This window comes from Microbulbifer mixtoriginis (SeqCode) (genome assembly GCF_052468275.1).
In genome coordinates this window covers 673,665-693,022 of sequence record NZ_CP174341.1, presented here as the reverse complement: position 1 = coordinate 693,022, position 19,358 = coordinate 673,665, and the positions used below count along the sequence as shown (strand labels likewise).

The window sequence follows — 19,358 nt, the reverse complement described above, 5'->3', positions numbered from 1 at the left end:
TTCCGGATCCTCAGCTTTAAATTCTTTCTAGGCTGACCATTACTGCTAGGGGCAGCGGATTAAACCGCCGCCGCACCGCCGACAATTTCGGACAGTTCCTGGGTAATGGCCGCCTGGCGCGCCTTGTTGTAGACAAGCTGCAACTGATCGATCAGCTCACCGGCGTTATCGGTGGCGCTCTTCATCGCGATCATACGCGCTGCCTGCTCACAGGCTTTGTTTTCAACTACTGCCTGGTATACCTGAGACTCGATATAGCGAGCCAGCAATCCATCCAGCAATTCAACCGGATCCGGCTCGTAGAGGTAGTCCCACTCGTGCATGAGTTTTTCATCTTCGTCTTTCGGCAGCGGCAGCAATTGCTCGACCCGCGGCTTCTGTGACATGGTGTTGATAAACTCGTTGGATACCAGGAACAGGCGATCGATATCGCCTTCTGCGTAACGGTCCAGCATTACCTTTACTGAGCCAATCAGCTTGTTGGCCTGGGGCGCATCGCCCAGGTCGCGAACTGCTGCGACAACCTTGCTGCCGATGGCGTTAAAGAAACTGGCCGCCTTGTTACCTACCGCGCAGACTTCTACGTCAACGCCTTTTTCGGACCACGCCTGCATCTCGCGAATAGCCGCCTTGAACATGTTGATGTTCAGGCCACCACAGAGTCCGCGGTCAGTGGATACCAGGATAAAACCGACCCGCTTGGCCTCGCGCTCCTGCAGGTAAATATGCTGGTACTCGGCCGAAGCGTTGGCGACGTGGCCGATCACTGCGCGTATGCGCTGGGCGTAGGGACGCCCCAGTGCCATGCGATCCTGAGCTCTACGCATCTTACTGGCTGCAACCATTTCCATTGCGGCAGTAATCTTCTGCGTGCTCTTGATGCTGGCAATTTTTGTGCGTACTTCTTTTCCGCCTGCCATAGTGATTTACCTTGTTCGCTGGAAGTTAGATTCCGAAAGAGCGGACACGCCGCTCTTTCGCGCTCTCCAGGGAGTTCTTACCAGCTGCTAGTAGCGACGAACTTCTCGATAGCGGCTTTGAAAGCTGCGTCGATTTCGTCGTTGTAGTTACCAGTCGCGTTCACTTTCTCCATCAGCTCTGCGTGTTCGCTGTTCATGTAAGCGAGCAGGGCGGCTTCGAAATCGAGAACCTTGGCAACTTCTACTTCTTTCAGGTAACCCTTGTCTGCGGCGTAAACGGAAACAGCCATGTCCGCGATAGACAGCGGAGAGTACTGTTTCTGCTTCATCAGCTCGGTTACACGCTCACCGTGATCCAGCTGGGCCTTGGTAGCTTCGTCCAGATCAGAGGCAAACTGGGAGAATGCCGCCAATTCGCGGTACTGAGCCAGAGCGGTACGGATACCACCGGACAATTTCTTGATCACCTTGGTCTGCGCTGCACCACCTACACGGGATACGGAGATACCCGGGTTGATCGCAGGGCGGATACCGGAGTTGAACAGATCGGTCTCGAGGAAGATCTGGCCGTCGGTAATGGAAATCACGTTGGTCGGTACGAACGCGGATACGTCACCGGCCTGGGTTTCGATGATCGGCAGGGCGGTCAGAGAGCCGGTCTTGCCTTTCACTTCACCATTGGTGAACTTCTCTACGTAGTCGGCATTTACACGCGCAGCGCGCTCCAGCAGACGGGAGTGCAAGTAGAAAACGTCACCGGGGTAGGCTTCACGTCCAGGCGGACGCTTCAGCAGCAGGGAGATCTGACGGTAGGCCCAAGCCTGCTTGGTCAGGTCATCGTATACGATCAGGGCATCTTCACCGCGGTCGCGGAAGTACTCACCCATGGTACAGCCGACGTAAGGAGCCAGGAACTGCATCGCTGCCGGATCGGCGGCGCCAGCGGCCACTACGATGGTGTGGTCCATAGCGCCGTGCTCTTCGAGCTTGCGCACTACGTTGGCAATAGAGGACTGCTTCTGGCCCACGGCAACGTAGATACACTTAACGCCGGTGCCTTTCTGGTTGATGATGGCGTCGATCGCCACAGCAGTCTTACCGATCTGGCGGTCACCGATGATCAGCTCACGCTGGCCACGGCCAATCGGGATCATGGTATCAACCGCTTTCAAGCCGGTTTGTACAGGCTGATCAACGGACTGGCGGGCAATAACGCCAGGCGCTACTTTTTCTACCGCGTCGGTCAGCTTGTTGTTCAGTGGACCCTTGCCGTCGATCGGGTTACCCAGCGCGTCTACAACGCGGCCGAGCAGTTCCGGACCAACCGGGGTTTCCAGGATACGGCCGGTACAACGACACTTCTGACCTTCGGCCAGAGATTTGTAGTCGCCCAGGATTACAGCACCAACGGAGTCGCGCTCCAGGTTCAGCGCCATACCGTAAACGCCGCCTTCGAACTCGATCATCTCACCGTACATCACGTCGGCCAGGCCGTGGATGCGGATGATGCCGTCGGATACGGAAACAATGGTGCCCTCATTTTGGGCTTCAGTGCTCACATCGAGATTTTCGATGCGGCTCTTGATGATTTCACTGATCTCAGAGGGATTCAGTTGCTGCATGCTCTGTTCCTCAAGTCCCCCGCCGGCTGACGCCGACGGGGAGAGTAATTTAGGAGTTCATCGCCTCGGCGAGCTTGGCCAGACGGCCGCGTACGGAACCGTCGATGACTGTATCACCGGCGCGGATGATCGCGCCGCCCAGCAGGCTCTCGTCCACCGAGCTGTGCAGATGTATTTCGCGTTCAAACTTCGCCCTGAGCTTTTGGCCCAGTGCTTGCGCCTGTGCATCGCTCAGGGCGTGCGCGGAAACAACTTCCACCTCGAGGGTGGCTTCCGCCTGCGCTTTCAGCTCTTCGAACAGCTCGGAAATTTCCGGCAGCAGCTGCAGGCGGTGGTTTTCCGCCAGCAACCGGATGAAATTTTTTCCGTGCTCGCCGAGCTCGTCTGAACAGATCGACAGGAATTTATCTGCGCGCTCTTCACTGGTGAGCTGTGGGTTATCCAGCAGCTCACGCACTTTTTCGTTCTGGCTGACCGCCGCCGCAGTTTCCAGCGCAGCGCTCCAACCACCTAAGTGGGAGGCTTGCTGCGCATAAGCAAATGCAGCTTTAGCGTAGGGCCGGGCCAGTGTGCTGAGTTCCGCCATGGGGTTCCTCGCTTACAGCTCGGCTGCCAGTTTGTCGATCAGGTCGTCGTGCGCCTTAGCGTCGATATTGACCGCGAGAATCTTCTCCGCACCCAGGACAGACAGGTCTGCCACACGGCTGCGCAGTTGCTCTTTAGCGCGATTCACTTCCTGGTCGATCTCAGCTTTAGCCGCAGCTTTCAGGCGATCGCCCTCGGCATGCGCAGCCTGCTTTGCTTCATCGATAATCTGATTAGCGCGCTTGTTGGCGCCATCGATAATCTCGCTCGCCTGATCTTTGGCTTCTTTCAGCTGCTCGGCAGCTTTGCGCTTGGCCAGTTCCAGATCTTTCTGCGCGTGCTCGGCGTCAGCGAGACCATCTGCGATCTTCTGCTCACGCTCTTTCATCACGCCCAAAAGCGGCGGCCAAACAAACTTCCAGCAAAACCAGACGAAAAACAGGAAAGTAATCGACTGGCCGATTAGAGTCAGGTTGATATTCACACCGACACCTCTTGCTCTTTAAATAGGGTTAAGGGCAATTGGAACGGCGTAATTAAACCAGACCAGGAGCTACGGCGAAGATCAGGTACATAGCGATACCAACACCGATCATCGGAACCGCGTCAAGCAGACCAGCCATCAGGAACATTTTGCCCTGCAGAGCCGGAGCCTGTTCAGGCTGACGAGCGGAACCTTCCAGCAGCTTGCCACCCAGAGTACCGAAACCGATAGCGGTGCCCAGGGCGCCCAGACCGATCAGCAGTGCACTTGCGATGTAAACCAGACCTAATGCTTCCATTGTGTTCTCCAAATCAAAGTTAAAGAGTTGTTGTAAAGGTCGAAAAAAGGGTTAAAAACTTATTGATCGTGCTCGTGCTCATCGTCGCGATGGTGTGCCATCGCCATGTACACGGTGCTCAATACCATGAATACGAACGCCTGCAGCACGATTACCAGTACGTGGAAGATCGCCCAGCCCATGTGCAGGAGACCCGCACCAATAAAGCCGAGAACGCCAACGCCAAAGACAATCGCGATCAGGATAAAGATCATTTCACCGGCGTAGAGGTTTCCGAACAGACGCAGGCCCAGGGAGATCGGCTTCGCGATCAGGGATACTGCCTCCAGCAGGAAGTTGACCGGGATCAGCAGGATGTCAAAGAACAGCTTGCCGGTATGGAAAGGGTGCAGAGTCAGCTCTTTCAGGAAACCGATGGCACCTTTTTCGCGAATACTGAAGAAAATCATCAGCGCAAACACCGCCAGGGCCATACCCAGAGTGGCGTTCGGGTCGGTAGTCGGAACCACTTTAAAGAAGAGGTGATCGTTACCGGAAATCTTGGCGGCAGCCATCGGTAGCCAGTCCACCGGCACCAGGTCCATCAGGTTCATCAGGAACACCCACACAAAAATGGTCAGCGCCATCGGGGCAACCATGGTGTTGCGGTGAGGGAAGGTTTCCTTAACCAGCTTGTCGATAAACTCGGTGACCAGCTCCACAAAACTCTGGAAACCGGTGGGCTTGTCCACACTGGCCTTTTTGGCAGCGCGGGCAAACAGGAAACAGAAAATCAGACCGAGGCCGATAGACCAACCCAGGGTATCCACATGTAGGGCCCAAAAGCCCATATCCGCGGCTTCCTGAGAGGAATGCGCCATAGTCCAGGTGGACTCACTAAGCACAGAACCATCGGCGCGGGTGTACCCGGCCGGCAGCTTGCCGTAAGTCATATTTTGCAGGTGGTGTTGGATATACCCCGTCGCAGTTAGAGCTTCGCCCGCCATAGTTCCTCAACAATCGTAAAAGTAAGAATTCTTTTTTTCTTATCCACCGGCTAGCGGACCATGCGCGCCACCATAATCCACTGCACGATCACACAGAGGACGTAGCTGATAAAAAGCGCTGCCGCATTCAACGGCTTGACGGTGGCAAAAACTGCCGCAAAACCCGCCATGGTCAATATAAATTTGCCGGTTTCCGCGCGGTAGAAATTGCCTACCACGCGATGGGCCGCGCGCGCACCGCTATCGCGAAAGGCGCGCCTGCCGAAATATGCTCCGGGCAGTGCACATAGGGCACCGCCGATAAATACGGAAAGCGCCGTCACCGGTTTGCCACTCAAGTGCAGTACCGCACTGGCCACCGATATCAGCAGAAGCTGTACCGCGGCAATTCGTAATACCGGGGGTTTTCTCATAGACGGGATAAGCCGACTTCTGTGCGCTGTCCGCCCAAAATTTGGGCGTGCGAATTATGCTGCAACAGCATCGTCGATTCAACCGGCAAATGTCGCCAACTTATTTGATTTTCGGGAGGTTTTGCGCGGAATTACTCGGCGCAGTGAGTAATTGCCAACAGTTATTGCGCGCGCCACTAGGACGCGCATTTCGCCACGGCTTTAATCCTCGGCGTAACCGAGGTGGGCAAGGATTCCGTCCAGCTCTTCCAAGGTGGTAAATTTCAGCACCAGGCGACCATTGCCCTTTTCGTTGTGATCGATAGAGACCGGCACTCCGACCTTTTCCGCCAGACGCTCGGTAAGGCGGCGGATATTGGGGTCGGGCTTGGGCTTCTCCTGCTTCGGCGTGGCCGGCTGTTGCAGGCGACGCACCAACGCTTCCGTCTGGCGCACGGTGAGGCTGCGCTCGACAACCTGACGTGCGGCGGAACGCTGGGTGGCACCGGAGAGACCGAGCAAGGCCTTGGCGTGGCCCAGCTCCAGGTCACCGCGCTCAAGGAAAGTGCGCACCTCTTCACTGAGGCTCAATAAGCGCAGTAAGTTGGTCACGGCAGTTCGGGATTTACCCACCGCATCGGCCACTTCCTGCTGAGTCAGCTTGAATTCATCCTGCAGTCGCTTAAGGGCCACAGCCTCTTCCACCGGATTCAGGTCTTCACGCTGGATATTCTCGATCAATGCCATGGCGATGGCGGCTTCATCGGAAACGCTGCGCACCAGCGCCGGCACTTTCTCCAATCCTGCCAGTTGGGCGGCACGCCAACGCCGCTCACCGGCAATAATCTCGTAGCTTTGCTCGCCGATACCGCGTACGACGATCGGCTGCATAATACCCTGGGCGCGAATCGAGTCCGCCAGTTCCTGCAGGGACTCCTGTGGAAAATCTCGGCGCGGCTGGTAGCGACCGCGCTGCAAAAACTCGATCGGCAATTCTTTCAACTCACCGTCGACCACGGCAGTTTCGGTTTCGGCCTCACCGGTAGCCTCGGCGATCGCGGTGCTGTTTTTATTGCTGATCAGGTGGGATAAGCCCCGGCCCAGTCCTTTGCGTTTGGCGGCCATAGTTATTACCCCTTATACCGCTTCCGCCATAGGGCGGTTTTTCTTTTTGGTAGATTGATTGGCGGGATGGCGGCGATTGATTTCACAAGCCAATGCCAGGTAGGCGATAGCGCCCTTGGAGTGGCGATCGTAATCCAACGCCGGTTTGCCAAAACTGGGCGCTTCCGCCAAGCGCACATTGCGCGGAATACAAGTTCGATACAGGCTATCGCCAAAATACTCCTGCAACTGCGCCGATACTTCGCTGGTAAGACTGTTGCGCGGATCGTACATGGTACGCAAGATGCCTTCGATTTTCAGGTCCGGATTAGCGGTCTGCTGGATCTGGGTGATCGTATCCACCAAGGCTGACAGTCCCTCCAGGGCATAGTATTCGCACTGCATGGGAATCAGCACGCCGTGAGCCGCACAGAGGGCGTTTACCGTCAGCATATTTAGCGACGGTGGACAGTCGATAATCACGTAATCGTAACGGTTGCTCACTACCGCCAGAGCGCGGCTCAGACGAGATTCGCGCCCCTCCAGATTCAGCAACTCCACCTCTGCCGCAGACAGGTCACCGTTGCCAGGGATCAAATCAAAACCGCTTTCTGTGGATACAATGGCTTGCTCTACGGGTAATTCAGCGGCCAACACATCGTAACCGGATACCTCCAGGTCGCTTTTATCCACACCACTGCCCATGGTGGCATTGCCCTGGGGGTCCAGGTCGATCAGCAATACGCGCCGCTTGTTGGCAACCAAAGATGCGGCCAGGTTGACGCAGGTAGTGGTCTTACCAACCCCGCCTTTCTGGTTGGCCACAGCAAATATCTTGCTCAAGATTCTTGTCCTTTGTTGTTTCCGGGTGCGTTTGCCCCCACGCTGACTCAGCTTCGGGCAGCGGCTATTGTGTCCCACGAAAGGGGAGTAGGATTGGGCGGGCGACAGGCCCACCAAACTATCATCTTATTCTGTGCGACAGAGCTGAATCATATGTCGCTCACCGTCGCAGCCGGGCACCGACAAACGGTGCACCTGCTCGACCTTAATGCCTTTTGGCAGAGCGCTCAACTCATCCTCAGGCAGCTTGCCCTTCATGGCATAAAAACGCCCCTTAGGTGCCAACATGTGCTCACTGCCATTGACCATATCCTCGATGGAGGCAAAGGCGCGGGACACCACACCGGCAAAAGGCTGTTCTGGCACAAAGGCTTCTACCCGCTCATTGACTACCTTGATATTGGGCAGGGGCAGGGTGCTGGCCACTTGGAACAGGAAGCGGGTCTTCTTGCCATTGCTGTCGAGCAGGGTGATGGCGCGCTCCGGATGCACAATTGCCAGGGGGATTCCCGGCAGGCCGCCACCGCTACCCACATCGATTAAAGCCCCTTCGCCACAGAGATTTACCACACTGAGGCTGTCGATAATATGGCGCTCCAGCATCTGCTCCGGGTCGCGTATGGCAGACAGGTTGTAGGCACTGTTCCAGCGGGCTAAAAGCGCCAGGTATTCCAGTAGCTGATCCTGCTGTCGGTCACTGAGTGCCACCGACATCTGTGCCGCCGCCTCTAACAGGCGCGGACGAAACTGTTCCATTGAGTGAGAAATGGGTCTATCCCCCAGTAGTCCCGCGAAACTCAAACCCCGCAGGGCCTCGCGGGATACCCTGTGGAAAACCGATTTATACCGCTTTTTTGCGCTTCAGCAGCCCGCGCTTTTTCAACTGGATCAGCAGCAGGGATATGGATGCGGGCGTCACGCCCGGTATCCGCGAGGCCCGCGCCAGGGTATCCGGGCGGGTCTCTCCCAGTTTTTGCTTGACCTCATTGGACAGACCGGAAATATCGCTGTAGTCGAAGTCCGCCGGGATAGGGGTATCTTCGTAGGCCTGCAAGCGCTCAATTTCCTCGCGCTGGCGATCGATATAGCCGGCGTATTTGGCCGAGATTTCCACCTGTTCGGCAACCTGCTCGTCGGTTACCGCTTCCCCTTTGAGGCCCGCCACATCCTGATAGCCCAGTTCCGGACGGCGCAGCAGGTCCATCAGGCTGTATTCCCGCGCCAATGGCTGCGGCAGTTTGGTTTCTACGGAGGCGGCCTGGGGTGTCTTTGGGTGCACCCAGGTATCTTGTAGTCGCTGGCTTTCCCGGGCGATCGCCTCGCGCTTTTCACTGAACGCTGCCCAGCGGGTATCGTCGACCAGGCCCAATTCGCGACCTTTTTCGGTCAGGCGCAGGTCAGCATTGTCCTCACGGAGCAGCAAGCGATATTCCGCGCGGCTGGTAAACATGCGGTAGGGCTCTTTGGTGCCACTGGTGATCAAATCATCTACAAGCACGCCCAGGTAGGCTTCATCCCGACGCGGGGACCAGGCTTCGCGCTCTTGGGCCTGTAGGGCGGCGTTGGCGCCAGCCAGGAGTCCCTGGGCGGCCGCTTCTTCGTAGCCGGTAGTGCCATTGATCTGGCCGGCAAAGTAGAGCCCCTGGATAAATTTGGTCTGCAGGGAGGGCAAAAGATCGCGCGGATCGAAGAAGTCGTACTCAATCGCATAGCCCGGGCGGGTTATATGCGCCTTTTCAAAACCTTTGATGGAGTGCACCAGCTCAATCTGCACATCGAAGGGCAGACTGGTGGAAATACCATTGGGGTACAGCTCGTTGGTAGTCAGCCCCTCGGGCTCGATAAACACCTGGTGGCTGTCTTTGTCCGCAAAGCGGTGCACCTTGTCCTCAATGGAGGGGCAATAGCGCGGGCCAATCCCCTCAATCACACCGGAATACATGGGCGAGCGATCGAGCCCCCCTTGGATAATTTCATGAGTGCGGGCATTGGTGTGGGTAATCCAGCAGCAGACCTGGCGCGGGTGCTGATCGCGGCTGCCCAAGTAAGACATCACCGGTGTGGGACTGTCTCCCCACTGCTCCTCCAACTCACTGAAATCTACTGAGCGGGCATCAATACGAGGAGGGGTGCCGGTTTTGAGGCGGTCAACACGGAAAGGCAGTTCGCGCAGACGATCTGCCAAGGCAATCGAGGGTGGGTCTCCGGCGCGGCCGCCGGCGTGGTTATCCAAGCCGATGTGGATACGCCCACCGAGGAAAGTCCCGGCGGTCAGTACCACTGTCTTTGCGCGAAAGCGTACTCCTGCGTTGGTGACAACGCCCACAACGCGTTCACCTTCGACAATCAGGTCATCTGCCGCTTGTTGGAAGATCTCCAGGTTTTCCTGTGCTTCCAGGATCGAACGGATCGCGGCGCGATATAGGGCTCTATCGGCCTGGGCACGAGTTGCCCTTACTGCAGGACCTTTGCGGGCATTGAGGACCCGGAACTGAATTCCGCCCAGGTCTGTTGCCGTTGCCATAGCGCCACCGAGGGCATCGACCTCATTCACGAGATGACTCTTGCCAATACCGCCAATGGCCGGGTTGCAGGACATTTGCCCGAGGGTCTCGATATTGTGGGTCAGTAGCAGAGTGGAAGCGCCCATACGTGCCGCTGCCAGTGAGGCTTCGGTACCTGCATGGCCTCCGCCGATCACGATCACATCATAGGTCTTAGGGAATTCCATAATGGCTGCTACTGGTTACAACTTGGGGCGCACATTTTATAGTCAGTAAGTGTCCTCAGCAATTAGCTTTATTCAAGCCGTTTAGGAAAGCTCTGCCTTTGTCTTTCTCTCTCCTTCCTGAATATCAAATTCTGATCGGATGAATTTCAAAACTCTGTCTTGCTTTCTTAAATGCTCTTACTAATGAATATATGTATATCTTAAAGAGTATTTTTTTATTTTTGTTGTTTTTATTAGACCTGCCGCAACTCGGTATAAGCACAAAAAAACCTTTAAAAACAACAAGTTACAAAGATGAAAACCCTGCCGACAAACCCTTGGTGGACACAGGGGTAACCGGGGTATGAGGCTGTGAAAACTTGGGACAACTTTGCCCTATCTACTCTTATTAGGAAGTTATCATCATACGATTATTCTATTTTGCAGGTGCTTATCCCCTCTTTTGCCCACAGTCAGTTTTTTTTGACTAGTGTCTGTGGTGCTTTACCCAGACTTACTGGGGGATACCTGTGAGTAGTCAAACGCAATGTATAAATCTGTGCATATACCCATTGAATGGGTGTGGGTTAATGGTGAGATAACTGCCAATAAGATTATCCACTGGAAATCCCCGTGGACATGTATAACTTCTTTCCCTTAAGAGCCATTTAAACAGCTATCTCAAGCTTATTTCTCACCTTTTTCGTGGAAAATATGCGGGAAAGCTGGGGATTAAATAGAACTTTTTTAACAGCCTAGGATAGATCTGAGCTCTTCCTGTGAGCAAGAGGTGTGGAACTTGTGCCAGAAGGAGAATAAGAAGAAGGAGAGTGGGGAGGTACTATAGGGAAGAGAAGAGGACGCTATTTACTAGCGCCCCCAATTGGATAAGTGCGTGGAACTCCACACCTTCTTATTTTCCGATACAAAAGCTGCCGAAAATTTTCCCGAGCAGCTCGTCCGCACTCATTGCACCGGTGATTTCTCCCAACGCCTGTTGGGCTTGGCGTAAGTCTTCCGCGAGTAACTCACCGGCACCATGACTGTGGAGCTGCTGGGAACCTTGCTCAATAAAGGCGCGGGCGCGCTCAAGAGCCTCTAAATGGCGTCTACGCGCACTAAAAGTGCCTTCGGCAGCACCACTGAAGCCGATAGACTGTTTCAAATGCTCCTTCAGTGCTTCGAGGCCCGCACCGGTCTTGGCGCTGATGGCTATAACCGGCACTCCTTCAGTGTGAGCTTGGAGACCGGCACTGTAATCGCTGAGATCAATTTTGTTCAGTACCAGTGTGAGCTTGTCTAAGTCCTGAAGCTGGTTGGTAAATTCCGGCCAGGCCTCTGCCGGGTCCAGTGAGTGAAGTTGCTCTGCATCCATTACCAGGAGCACGCGATCCGCCTGGTGAATCTCCTCCCAGGCGCGCTCGATGCCTATTTGCTCTACTTTATCTGGCGCATCCCGCAGGCCGGCGGTATCGGCGAACTGCAGGGGCATGCCGTCAATGTGGATATCTTCCCGCAAGATATCGCGGGTGGTGCCGGCGATATCGGTGACGATGGCGGTATTGCGACCCGCGAGGGCATTGAGCAGACTCGACTTGCCGGCATTGGGGCGCCCGGCAATGGCCACCCGCATACCCTCGCGCATAATGGCGCCCTGGCGCGCTTGGGCTTCTACGCCAGCCATTTGTGCCAGTAGGGCCTGGATATCCGCAGCCACCTTGCCATCGGCGAGAAAGTCGATCTCCTCTTCGGGAAAATCGATGGCGGCTTCCACATAGATACGCAGGTGGATAAGGCTTTCTACAAGGTCTTCAATTTTGTCGGAAAAAGCGCCCTGTAGTGAACGCATGGCGTTGCGCGCCGCTTGGGCACTACCGGCATCAATCAGATCGGCGATCGCTTCGGCTTGGGTGAGATCCATTTTGTCGTTGAGGAAGGCGCGTTCAGAAAACTCCCCGGGACGTGCCTGGCGGGCTCCCAGTTCGATCGTTGCCTTCAGCAGTTGATCGAGAATGACCGGGCCACCGTGGCCCTGCAGTTCCACCACGTCTTCTCCGGTAAATGAGTTGGGGCCTGGGAAGAATAGGGCGAGTCCCTGGTCGATCAGTTGCTCACTGTGGAAAAAATTTCGGTAATGGGCATAACGCGCTTTGAGCAGTTTATCCCCGCAGATTTGCTGGGCAATGGACAGGGCTTTGGGGCCAGAGAGGCGGATTACACCGATACCACCGCGCCCTGGTGCGGTGGCGACGGCGGCGATGGTGTCACGATTAAGGCTTTGTTGTGTCATCGGCTGAGTGTACTCGACATAACGGAAAAGGGCCGCAGTTGCGGCCCTTGTTGTTTGTGATCTGTGGATACTTGATCAGTATTTTCCGGCATCCACCTGCTTGTTGATATACCAGGTTTGACCGATGGTGATCAGGTTGTTTGCGATCCAGTACAGGACCAGGCCAGCCGGGAACCACAGGAAGAACACCGTCATCATCACCGGCATCAGCTGCATGATACGGGCCTGGGTCGGGTCGGTGGGCGCCGGGTTTAGCTTCTGCATAAACCACATGGACAGGCCCATCAGTACCGGCAGGATGAAATAAGGGTCCTTTGCCGACAGGTCGTGAATCCAGAAGATCCAGGGCGCGTGGCGCAGCTCTACGGTTTCGGTGAGCATCCAGTAGAGGGCGATAAACACCGGCATCTGCAGTAGGATCGGCAGGCAGCCCCCCATGGGATTGATCTTCTCGCGGCGGTAGAGCTTCATGGTCTCTTCCGCCAACTTCTGACGATTGTCCTTGTACTGCTCCTGCAGTTTTTTCATCTGTGGAGCAAACTTGCGCATGCGCGCCATAGACTTGGTGCCTGCGGCGGACAGCGGCAGCAGCAGTGTCTTGATAAAGACGGTGAGCAGGATAATCGCCCAGCCCCAGTTACTGACAATATGCTCCTGGATAAAGTGCAGTACGCGGAACAGCGGCTTGGCAATCCACCACAGCCAGCCGTAATCCACGGTCAGGTCTAGGTAGGGTGAGATCTCTTCTAGGCGGTAGACATCCTTGGGGCCGGCATAGAAGGAAGCGCTCAGCTCGCCCTGAGTCGCGGCGGGGATTTGTACCGGCTGGGCGGTGAAGCCCATACGGAAGAGTCCGTTGGACAATTCGCGCAGCTCAAAAGTGTTGCGTTCATCCTGTGGGGGAATCCAGGCGCTAAGGAAATAGTGCTGCACCATGGCTACCCAGCCGCCTTCCACTGTGGTGCGGGTGGGTTTCTCGGCGATTTCCTCAAAATCCTGCTTGAAGTAATTTTCTTCGTTGGTGTGAAGAGCGGCACCGAGGAAGGGTGACATACCAAAACCGGTATCGGTCACCGGCTCACTGGCATCGCGCTTGATCTGGCCAAACATGGCGGCGGACCAGGGCTTGGAGCTGGTGTTATCTACCAGGTAGGCCACCTGAACGAGGTAGTCACCACGCTTGAAGGTGTAGCGTTTGGTGATATTTGCACCTTCTTGCTGCAGGGTCAGGTCCACAATCAGCTGATCCTGCCCTTCCACCATGGCGTAGTTGGTCTTTTCAACCTTAAACAGGGGGCGGCCAGCGGCGCTATCGGTACCGTTGTTACCGATCAGACCACTCTGGGCGATATAGGTGTGATAGCGAGTCTGGTTTAACAGGATTAAGGGCTGGTCAGGCGTATCCAGCTTTTCCTGGAACTGTCGCAGGGCCACTTTTACGATATCACCGCCACGAGGATCAATGAGCAGATCAAAGACGTCGGTGGTAACATTGATGAGCGTGCGTTGGCCGCTATCGGTGCCTGTCTCTGCTGGCGCTTGGGACTCCAGTTGGGGTACATCGCCATTGCCGTTTTCGCTGGTCTGCGCCGGGATTTGGCTGCCGCTCTGTATATCGTTGTGAACTATGGTTTCGCGGTCGAGTTCAGGAGTGTGCTGCTCTTGAAATGCATTCCACTGGAAGATAAGTGCGAGGAGAACCGCGAGAATTCCACCTAGCAGCGTATAGCGTTGCCAATCCATCTTAATACCTAGAGCGTGTTCTTGTGTTTGGTGGGGGGAACCGGGTCCAGTCCACCAGGGTGCCAGGGGTGGCATTTTATAAGGCGGCGCGCAGTTAAATAACCCCCCTTTAAGGCTCCGTGAGTTTCAATCGCCTCTTCGGAGTATCGCGAGCAGGTTGGGTAAAAGCGGCACTGGTTACCTACCCATGGGCTGGCCAGATAGCGGTAGACGTGTATCAGCTTGATCAGTAGCCACTTCATGACTTCGATTGTGGCTGTTGCGCGCGCTTGGCCAGCTTGCGCCAGAGCTTGTTTAGTGTCTTCGCCAGTGCGGCCTTATCCAGATCTGCAACCCCCGGGCGAGCCAATACTACAGCATCCAGCGGCGGCAACTGGTGTTGCTGCAAGCGGAAGGTTTCTCGGGTAATTCGCTTGATTCGATTGCGGTCGGAGGCGTTGCGCACATGCTTTTTGGCAATTACCAAGCCGAGGCGCGGATGCTCAGAATCACTGGGGCATGCGAGGATCAGGAGGTGGGGATGCGCGGCGCGCACAACGTTTTCATTGAAAACCTTGCGATACTGCGCCGCATTAAGCAGGCGCAGAGTCTTGGCAAATCCAAAGCTGCTGCGCACCTGCTGCATAGGGAGAATCTCTAAAAAGAAGAGATATTATGCAGACAGTACTTTGCGGCCTTTAGCGCGGCGGCGGGCCAGGATTTTACGGCCGTTTTTGGTTGCCATACGAGCGCGGAAACCGTGAGTGCGTTTGCGCTTCAAGTTGCTGGGTTGAAATGTGCGTTTCATAGTCTTGCTACCTGAGACTTTGTGTTCAAGATTTCTCGGGACCATCCCCGGCCGCGGCCTGGGCTCCGGTCCGGCACAGAGCCGGCGCAGACGGAGCTACGCGCTGCGAAGGCCGCGGATTGTATAGAAAGGCAACAGTGAAAGCAACGCACAGACGGGAGATATTCGGCTTGTTTACCACTAAATCACTGATGCCAAATAACGGCTACTAGACAAGCCCTTGAGCTACCTGATGTATTTCGTGATGCCCACCGATTGACCCCAAGATATACACAGGCGACTGTGGATAAAGTTCCAAAGGCGTAGGCTTCAATTGTCTAATTGTTACGCAAATACCTGATTGCATGGACATTTTTGCGCAATTTTTTCAACAGCGCCACGCTTTCTTGTGGATAACCCATCGATGGAAAGGTATACTGCGCCGATCTTATTTGACGGCTAGGGCACTCCAGTCCTTTCATGCCGTTGTCTCCGTGGTCTTACCATTTTGGGGTTTTGGGGGGTTTCTTGACTGAATCCGTTTGGAAGCAGTGCGCGAGCTGTTTGCAGGATGAGCTGCCATCTCAGCAGTTCAATACCTGGATCAGACCGCTGCGCGTCAATCCCGCGTGTGCAGAGGGCGAGTTGCGACTGGTTGCACCAAATCGCTTTGTACTGGACTGGGTTGGCGGTAAATTCCTTCATCGTATCCGCGAGCTGGTCCACCAGTTCTCTCCTGGACAGCCACTTCAAGTAGGGCTGGAGATCACTGCTCGTCGCCCCGCGCGTTTTCAGCGTAGTCGCGCTGCAATGGAAGCGGCACCTGTACCGGCTCCCGTGCCCCCTACGGCTCCGGTTGCCAGTGCTATGCCGCCACCGATAGCACCTACAACTTCCCCAGCACCTTCTGTTTCATCGGGTTCGGTGGATTTTTCCACAACGCCTGGTGTGGTTTCTCCCTCTGTCTCTCAGGGGTTTATGAGCCATGCGGAGCCACAGGCTCCTGTTCCCAATCAGCCGCTGAATGGTGGCGGCTTTGGTGGTGGCCCTGGTGTAAATCCTCATTCAATACTGGAAGAGGAGACCAACTCCAGACAGGTCAGCAAGGGGGAGCAGGCGGTATCCGATATTCGTCCTGCGGTAATGAACGACATGGTGCGTTCTATCCCGGAACAACCCGCGCGGCAGGTTGAGGTTGAGGGTGCCATTAAGCACGGCAGCTCCCTCAATCGAAACTTCACTTTTAAATCTTTTGTTGAAGGCAAATCCAACCAGTTGGGCTTGGCTGCTGCGCAGCAAATCTCCGACAACCCTGGTGGCGCCTACAATCCGCTCTTTATTTATGGTGGTGTGGGCCTGGGTAAAACGCACCTTATGCATGCGGTGGGCAATGCGTTGTTAGAGCGCAATCCCAATGCCAAAGTGGTCTACCTGCACTCTGAACGTTTTGTCGCGGATATGGTGAAGGCTCTACAGCTCAACGCCATCAGCGATTTTAAGCGCTATTACCGTTCTGTGGATGCGCTGCTGATTGACGATATTCAGTTCTTTGCTGGTAAGGAGCGCTCTCAGGAGGAGTTTTTCCATACCTTTAATGCGCTTCTCGAGGGTGGCCAACAGATTATCCTCACTTGCGACCGCTATCCCAAGGAGATCGACGGCCTTGAAGAACGTCTCAAGTCCCGCTTTGGTTGGGGCCTGACCGTGGCTGTGGAACCGCCTGAACTGGAGACGCGGGTAGCCATATTAATGAAGAAAGCGGAGCAGTTCGGTGTAGAGTTACCCCACGATTCCGCTTTCTTTATCGCGCAGCGTATCCGCTCCAATGTACGCGAGCTAGAAGGCGCCCTGCGCCGTGTGATAGCCAACTCCCAATTTACCGGCCGTGCCATTGACGATGTATTGGTGCGCGAGGCCCTCAAGGATCTACTCGCCTTGCAGGATCGTTTGGTGAGTGTGGACAATATTCAACGCGTGGTGGCCGAGTACTACAAGATCAAGGTGGCCGACCTGTTGTCCAAGCGCCGCAGCCGCTCTGTCGCGCGTCCGCGTCAGGTGGCTATGTCTCTGGCTAAAGAGTTGACCAACCACAGTTTGCCAGAGATTGGCGATGCCTTTGGCGGGCGTGACCACACTACGGTCTTGCATGCCTGCCGCAAAATTCGCGAATTGCAGGAGTCTGATGCGGATATCCGCGAGGACGTAAAGTTACTGACACGGTCGTTGACCACTTAATCGAATAACTGACAAACAAGGCGAAACTACCGATGAAATTCAATGTGAGCCGGGACGCCCTGCTGAAGCCCCTACAACTGGTAGCCGGTGTCGTTGAGAAACGCCAGACCCTGCCGGTCCTGGCCAATGTATTGATGCAATTACAAGGTCAGGAGTTGTCCCTGACTGGTACTGATCTCGAAGTGGAAATTGTCGGCCGCTTGCCGGTGGATGGCGTGGAAATGGAAGGTGAAGTAACTGTTCCAGCACGCAAGCTGCTGGATATCTGTCGCTCATTGCCGGATGGCGCTGAATTAAAATTTGAGCGCGATGGCGAGCGCCTGGTATTGCGCAGTGGCCGCAGCCGTTTTCAGTTATCCACTTTACCCGCAGCGGACTTCCCCAATCAGGAGGAAGCCAGTGCCCAGACTCGATTCGATATTTCTCAGCGCGAGATTCGCCGTCTGATCGAGGCAACCAGCTTTGCCATGGCCCAGCAGGACGTGCGCTATTACCTGAATGGCCTACTGCTGGAGTGCCGCCCACAGCAGCTGCGCGCAGTCGCCACTGACGGTCACCGCCTGGCACTGTGCGACCGCGATGCTCCGGGCTTGAATGTATCGGCACCCATTCAGGCGATTGTACCGCGCAAGGGCGTATTGGAATTGGGGCGTTTGCTGGAAGATAGCGACGTGCAGGCGCAGGTAGTACTGGGCAACAACCATATCCGTGTGATGAGTGGCCAGTTCACCTTTACCTCTAAGCTGGTGGATGGCAAGTTCCCGGATTATGAGCGCGTTCTACCACGTGGTGCCGGCAACGTGGTCTATGCCGACCGTCAGGGCCTGCGTCAGGCTTTCTCACGAGCAGCGATTCTTTCCAATGAAAAATATCGTGGGGTACGTTTGCAGGTCTCCGAGGGTTTGCTGCAGATTGTAGCCAATAACCCCGAGCAGGAGGAGGCCGAAGAGCAAATGATGGTCGATTACGTGGGGGAGCCCATGGAAATAGGCTTTAACGTTTCCTATTTGCTCGATGTTACTGGTGCTATTCACAGCGACCAGATTCGCATCAGTCTGGCGGATGCCAATAGCAGTGCTTTACTGCAGCAACCTGAGGATGGAGATGCCCTCTACGTGATTATGCCGATGCGTCTGTAAGCCCTGGTTAGTAAGCATTTGGCTCACAATCGAGAAGGGACCGCACTGTATTATCAACAGGCGGTCCCTTTATTTTTTCTGAATATTGCCGCTGAAATTTTCCCAGCCAGCGGGGCGAGGGGTCTATGGCGCTGACCCGCCTTCTGATTTCTAATTTTCGAAATATCTCTCACGCCGATCTGCTTTTGGACACTGGGGTTAACCTGTTCTGTGGCGTCAATGGCAGTGGCAAGACTTCCATTCTTGAAGCTGTTCATATGTTGGCTACAGGCCGCTCTTTTCGGTCTCGCCAGCACAAATCGGTTATCCGCCATGATCATTCAGGGCTCACGGTTTTTACCCAGCTGGATACGGGCTTCAATCTTGGGGTCGAGCGCCTAGCTGATGGCGGAGGCCGTGTGCGTATCAACCAGGCGGCGGCTGAGTCCAGTTCACAGCTTGCTAACTGTCTCCCCTTACAACTGATTAACAGCGATAGTTTCTCCGCCCTGGATGGTGGCCCTGGAGTGCGCAGGCGACTTCTGGATTGGACAGTGTTCCACGTGGAACATCACTTTGCTCAGCAATGGAAAAACTATCAAATCGCACTGAAGCAGCGAAATGCCTTGTTGCGACGTGGTAAAATCGATCCGGACGCGATCGGGATTTGGGAGCATCAGTTGTCCCAAAGTGGCGAACAGGTGGATACCCTGCGTCGCGGCCAATTCGAGCAATTGCGTGCGGCCGTAACAACGCTACTGGAAGAGTTACCTCCCAGCCTGCTAAATCGGGTGGATATGAGTTATCGACGCGGTTGGCGAAAAGAGGTTGAACTGGCCGAGGCGCTTAGAGAGTCTCGGGATAGTGATCTCAGTCAGGGACATACCCGCACTGGGCCTCACAGAGCAGATCTCCGTTTTACCGTTGCAGGTGAGCCTGCACACAATGTTTTATCCCGTGGCCAGCAGAAGATGCTGGTATGCGCCGTACGCACGGCTATGGCGCAGTTGGTTTGCCGTCACCGAGAGAAACCGGTATTTCTTGTGGACGACCTTCCAGCAGAGCTGGATGATCACAATCAGCATGTTTTTGCCCAGTGGGTTGGTCGTTGTGCCAGCCAGGTACTGGTAACCGGAATAGATGAGGGCACTACAAGCCGCCCCTGGCGACAATTGGAAGCCCCTTGGAATTGCCCAAAAGTGTTCCACGTGGAACATGGGAATATCAGCGCCGATGCATCGGCTGCATAATAAGTTGAATGG

General features: G+C 55.3%; 19 protein-coding genes. 3 read left to right on the top strand and 16 right to left on the bottom strand.

Annotated features, from left to right (window positions below; all coding sequences use genetic code 11):
* Window positions 1-59: 59 nt before the first annotated feature.
* The 16 genes from atpG to rpmH form a co-directional block, all read right to left on the bottom strand.
* The gene (gene atpG, locus ACJJIC_RS03085) at window positions 60-920 is read right to left on the bottom strand and encodes a F0F1 ATP synthase subunit gamma (RefSeq protein ID WP_252083949.1); all 861 of its coding nucleotides are present in this window, start codon (window positions 918-920) and stop codon (window positions 60-62) included.
* Between the two features lie 77 nt (window positions 921-997).
* A complete protein-coding gene (atpA, locus tag ACJJIC_RS03080; RefSeq protein WP_152455988.1) occupies window positions 998-2,542 on the bottom strand; it encodes a F0F1 ATP synthase subunit alpha in 1,545 nt (514 codons plus the stop codon).
* 49 nt (window positions 2,543-2,591) lie between these two features.
* Window positions 2,592-3,128 (bottom strand): F0F1 ATP synthase subunit delta, encoded by a 537-nt coding sequence (locus ACJJIC_RS03075; protein WP_252083950.1) that lies wholly within the window; start codon window positions 3,126-3,128, stop codon window positions 2,592-2,594.
* Between the two features lie 12 nt (window positions 3,129-3,140).
* Window positions 3,141-3,611, bottom strand: a complete 471-nt coding sequence (locus tag ACJJIC_RS03070) for a F0F1 ATP synthase subunit B (RefSeq protein WP_252083951.1) — start codon at window positions 3,609-3,611, stop codon at window positions 3,141-3,143.
* Between the two features lie 52 nt (window positions 3,612-3,663).
* Window positions 3,664-3,909: a F0F1 ATP synthase subunit C gene (gene atpE / locus ACJJIC_RS03065; RefSeq protein ID WP_020413895.1), complete on the bottom strand. Its 246-nt coding sequence runs from the start codon at window positions 3,907-3,909 to the stop codon at window positions 3,664-3,666.
* A gap of 59 nt (window positions 3,910-3,968) precedes the next feature.
* Window positions 3,969-4,895, bottom strand: coding sequence for a F0F1 ATP synthase subunit A (atpB, locus tag ACJJIC_RS03060; protein WP_252083952.1), 927 nt, complete (start codon window positions 4,893-4,895; stop codon window positions 3,969-3,971).
* Window positions 4,896-4,945: 50 nt separating this feature from the next.
* A complete protein-coding gene (locus tag ACJJIC_RS03055; protein ID WP_252083953.1) occupies window positions 4,946-5,308 on the bottom strand; it encodes an ATP synthase subunit I in 363 nt (120 codons plus the stop codon).
* A gap of 201 nt (window positions 5,309-5,509) precedes the next feature.
* The gene (locus ACJJIC_RS03050; RefSeq protein ID WP_444887614.1) at window positions 5,510-6,412 is read right to left on the bottom strand and encodes a ParB/RepB/Spo0J family partition protein; all 903 of its coding nucleotides are present in this window, start codon (window positions 6,410-6,412) and stop codon (window positions 5,510-5,512) included.
* A 12-nt stretch (window positions 6,413-6,424) separates the two neighbouring features.
* Window positions 6,425-7,234, bottom strand: a complete 810-nt coding sequence (locus ACJJIC_RS03045) for a ParA family protein (RefSeq protein ID WP_444910875.1) — start codon at window positions 7,232-7,234, stop codon at window positions 6,425-6,427.
* Window positions 7,235-7,360: 126 nt separating this feature from the next.
* Window positions 7,361-7,990, bottom strand: coding sequence for a 16S rRNA (guanine(527)-N(7))-methyltransferase RsmG (rsmG, locus tag ACJJIC_RS03040; protein WP_444910876.1), 630 nt, complete (start codon window positions 7,988-7,990; stop codon window positions 7,361-7,363).
* 85 nt (window positions 7,991-8,075) lie between these two features.
* Window positions 8,076-9,965 (bottom strand): tRNA uridine-5-carboxymethylaminomethyl(34) synthesis enzyme MnmG, encoded by a 1,890-nt coding sequence (gene mnmG, locus ACJJIC_RS03035; RefSeq protein WP_445356439.1) that lies wholly within the window; start codon window positions 9,963-9,965, stop codon window positions 8,076-8,078.
* A gap of 892 nt (window positions 9,966-10,857) precedes the next feature.
* Window positions 10,858-12,234 carry a tRNA uridine-5-carboxymethylaminomethyl(34) synthesis GTPase MnmE gene (gene mnmE, locus ACJJIC_RS03030; RefSeq protein ID WP_445356438.1) on the bottom strand — a complete coding sequence of 459 codons (1,377 nt, stop codon included), beginning with the start codon at window positions 12,232-12,234 and terminating at the stop codon, window positions 10,858-10,860.
* A gap of 75 nt (window positions 12,235-12,309) precedes the next feature.
* The gene (gene yidC / locus ACJJIC_RS03025; RefSeq protein WP_444883253.1) at window positions 12,310-13,977 is read right to left on the bottom strand and encodes a membrane protein insertase YidC; all 1,668 of its coding nucleotides are present in this window, start codon (window positions 13,975-13,977) and stop codon (window positions 12,310-12,312) included.
* 8 nt (window positions 13,978-13,985) lie between these two features.
* The gene (gene yidD, locus ACJJIC_RS03020) at window positions 13,986-14,219 is read right to left on the bottom strand and encodes a membrane protein insertion efficiency factor YidD (RefSeq protein WP_083922742.1); all 234 of its coding nucleotides are present in this window, start codon (window positions 14,217-14,219) and stop codon (window positions 13,986-13,988) included.
* Entirely contained in the window at window positions 14,216-14,602 is a 387-nt protein-coding gene (gene rnpA / locus ACJJIC_RS03015) for a ribonuclease P protein component (RefSeq protein WP_020413886.1), read from the bottom strand. Before rnpA ends, yidD begins: the two co-directional genes overlap by 4 nt.
* A gap of 27 nt (window positions 14,603-14,629) precedes the next feature.
* Complete coding sequence (gene rpmH, locus ACJJIC_RS03010; protein ID WP_020413885.1) at window positions 14,630-14,764, bottom strand: 50S ribosomal protein L34; 135 nt, start codon at window positions 14,762-14,764, stop codon at window positions 14,630-14,632.
* Window positions 14,765-15,271: 507 nt separating this feature from the next.
* On the opposite strand from rpmH, the gene dnaA reads away from it, so the two are divergent.
* The 3 genes from dnaA to recF all read left to right on the top strand — a co-directional run bounded on the left by dnaA (window position 15,272) and on the right by recF (window position 19,346).
* Window positions 15,272-16,978: a chromosomal replication initiator protein DnaA gene (dnaA, locus tag ACJJIC_RS03005; protein ID WP_445356437.1), complete on the top strand. Its 1,707-nt coding sequence runs from the start codon at window positions 15,272-15,274 to the stop codon at window positions 16,976-16,978.
* A gap of 32 nt (window positions 16,979-17,010) precedes the next feature.
* Window positions 17,011-18,117 carry a DNA polymerase III subunit beta gene (dnaN, locus tag ACJJIC_RS03000; RefSeq protein WP_252083962.1) on the top strand — a complete coding sequence of 369 codons (1,107 nt, stop codon included), beginning with the start codon at window positions 17,011-17,013 and terminating at the stop codon, window positions 18,115-18,117.
* Between the two features lie 125 nt (window positions 18,118-18,242).
* Window positions 18,243-19,346 (top strand): DNA replication/repair protein RecF, encoded by a 1,104-nt coding sequence (gene recF, locus ACJJIC_RS02995; RefSeq protein WP_445356436.1) that lies wholly within the window; start codon window positions 18,243-18,245, stop codon window positions 19,344-19,346.
* Window positions 19,347-19,358 lie beyond the last annotated feature (12 nt).

Coding starts and splice junctions, on each gene's coding strand:
- rnpA (WP_020413886.1), bottom strand. CDS start 14,602: ATGCAGCAGGTGCGCAGCAGCTTTGGATTTGCCAAGACTCTGCGCCTG.
- atpE (WP_020413895.1), bottom strand. CDS start 3,909: ATGGAAGCATTAGGTCTGGTTTACATCGCAAGTGCACTGCTGATCGGT.
- atpB (WP_252083952.1), bottom strand. CDS start 4,895: ATGGCGGGCGAAGCTCTAACTGCGACGGGGTATATCCAACACCACCTG.
- yidD (WP_083922742.1), bottom strand. CDS start 14,219: ATGAAGTGGCTACTGATCAAGCTGATACACGTCTACCGCTATCTGGCC.
- dnaN (WP_252083962.1), top strand. CDS start 17,011: ATGAAATTCAATGTGAGCCGGGACGCCCTGCTGAAGCCCCTACAACTG.
- mnmE (WP_445356438.1), bottom strand. CDS start 12,234: ATGACACAACAAAGCCTTAATCGTGACACCATCGCCGCCGTCGCCACC.
- mnmG (WP_445356439.1), bottom strand. CDS start 9,965: ATGGAATTCCCTAAGACCTATGATGTGATCGTGATCGGCGGAGGCCAT.
- yidC (WP_444883253.1), bottom strand. CDS start 13,977: ATGGATTGGCAACGCTATACGCTGCTAGGTGGAATTCTCGCGGTTCTC.
- ACJJIC_RS03055 (WP_252083953.1), bottom strand. CDS start 5,308: ATGAGAAAACCCCCGGTATTACGAATTGCCGCGGTACAGCTTCTGCTG.
- rpmH (WP_020413885.1), bottom strand. CDS start 14,764: ATGAAACGCACATTTCAACCCAGCAACTTGAAGCGCAAACGCACTCAC.
- ACJJIC_RS03050 (WP_444887614.1), bottom strand. CDS start 6,412: ATGGCCGCCAAACGCAAAGGACTGGGCCGGGGCTTATCCCACCTGATC.
- ACJJIC_RS03075 (WP_252083950.1), bottom strand. CDS start 3,128: ATGGCGGAACTCAGCACACTGGCCCGGCCCTACGCTAAAGCTGCATTT.
- recF (WP_445356436.1), top strand. CDS start 18,243: ATGGCGCTGACCCGCCTTCTGATTTCTAATTTTCGAAATATCTCTCAC.
- rsmG (WP_444910876.1), bottom strand. CDS start 7,990: ATGGAACAGTTTCGTCCGCGCCTGTTAGAGGCGGCGGCACAGATGTCG.
- atpG (WP_252083949.1), bottom strand. CDS start 920: ATGGCAGGCGGAAAAGAAGTACGCACAAAAATTGCCAGCATCAAGAGC.
- atpA (WP_152455988.1), bottom strand. CDS start 2,542: ATGCAGCAACTGAATCCCTCTGAGATCAGTGAAATCATCAAGAGCCGC.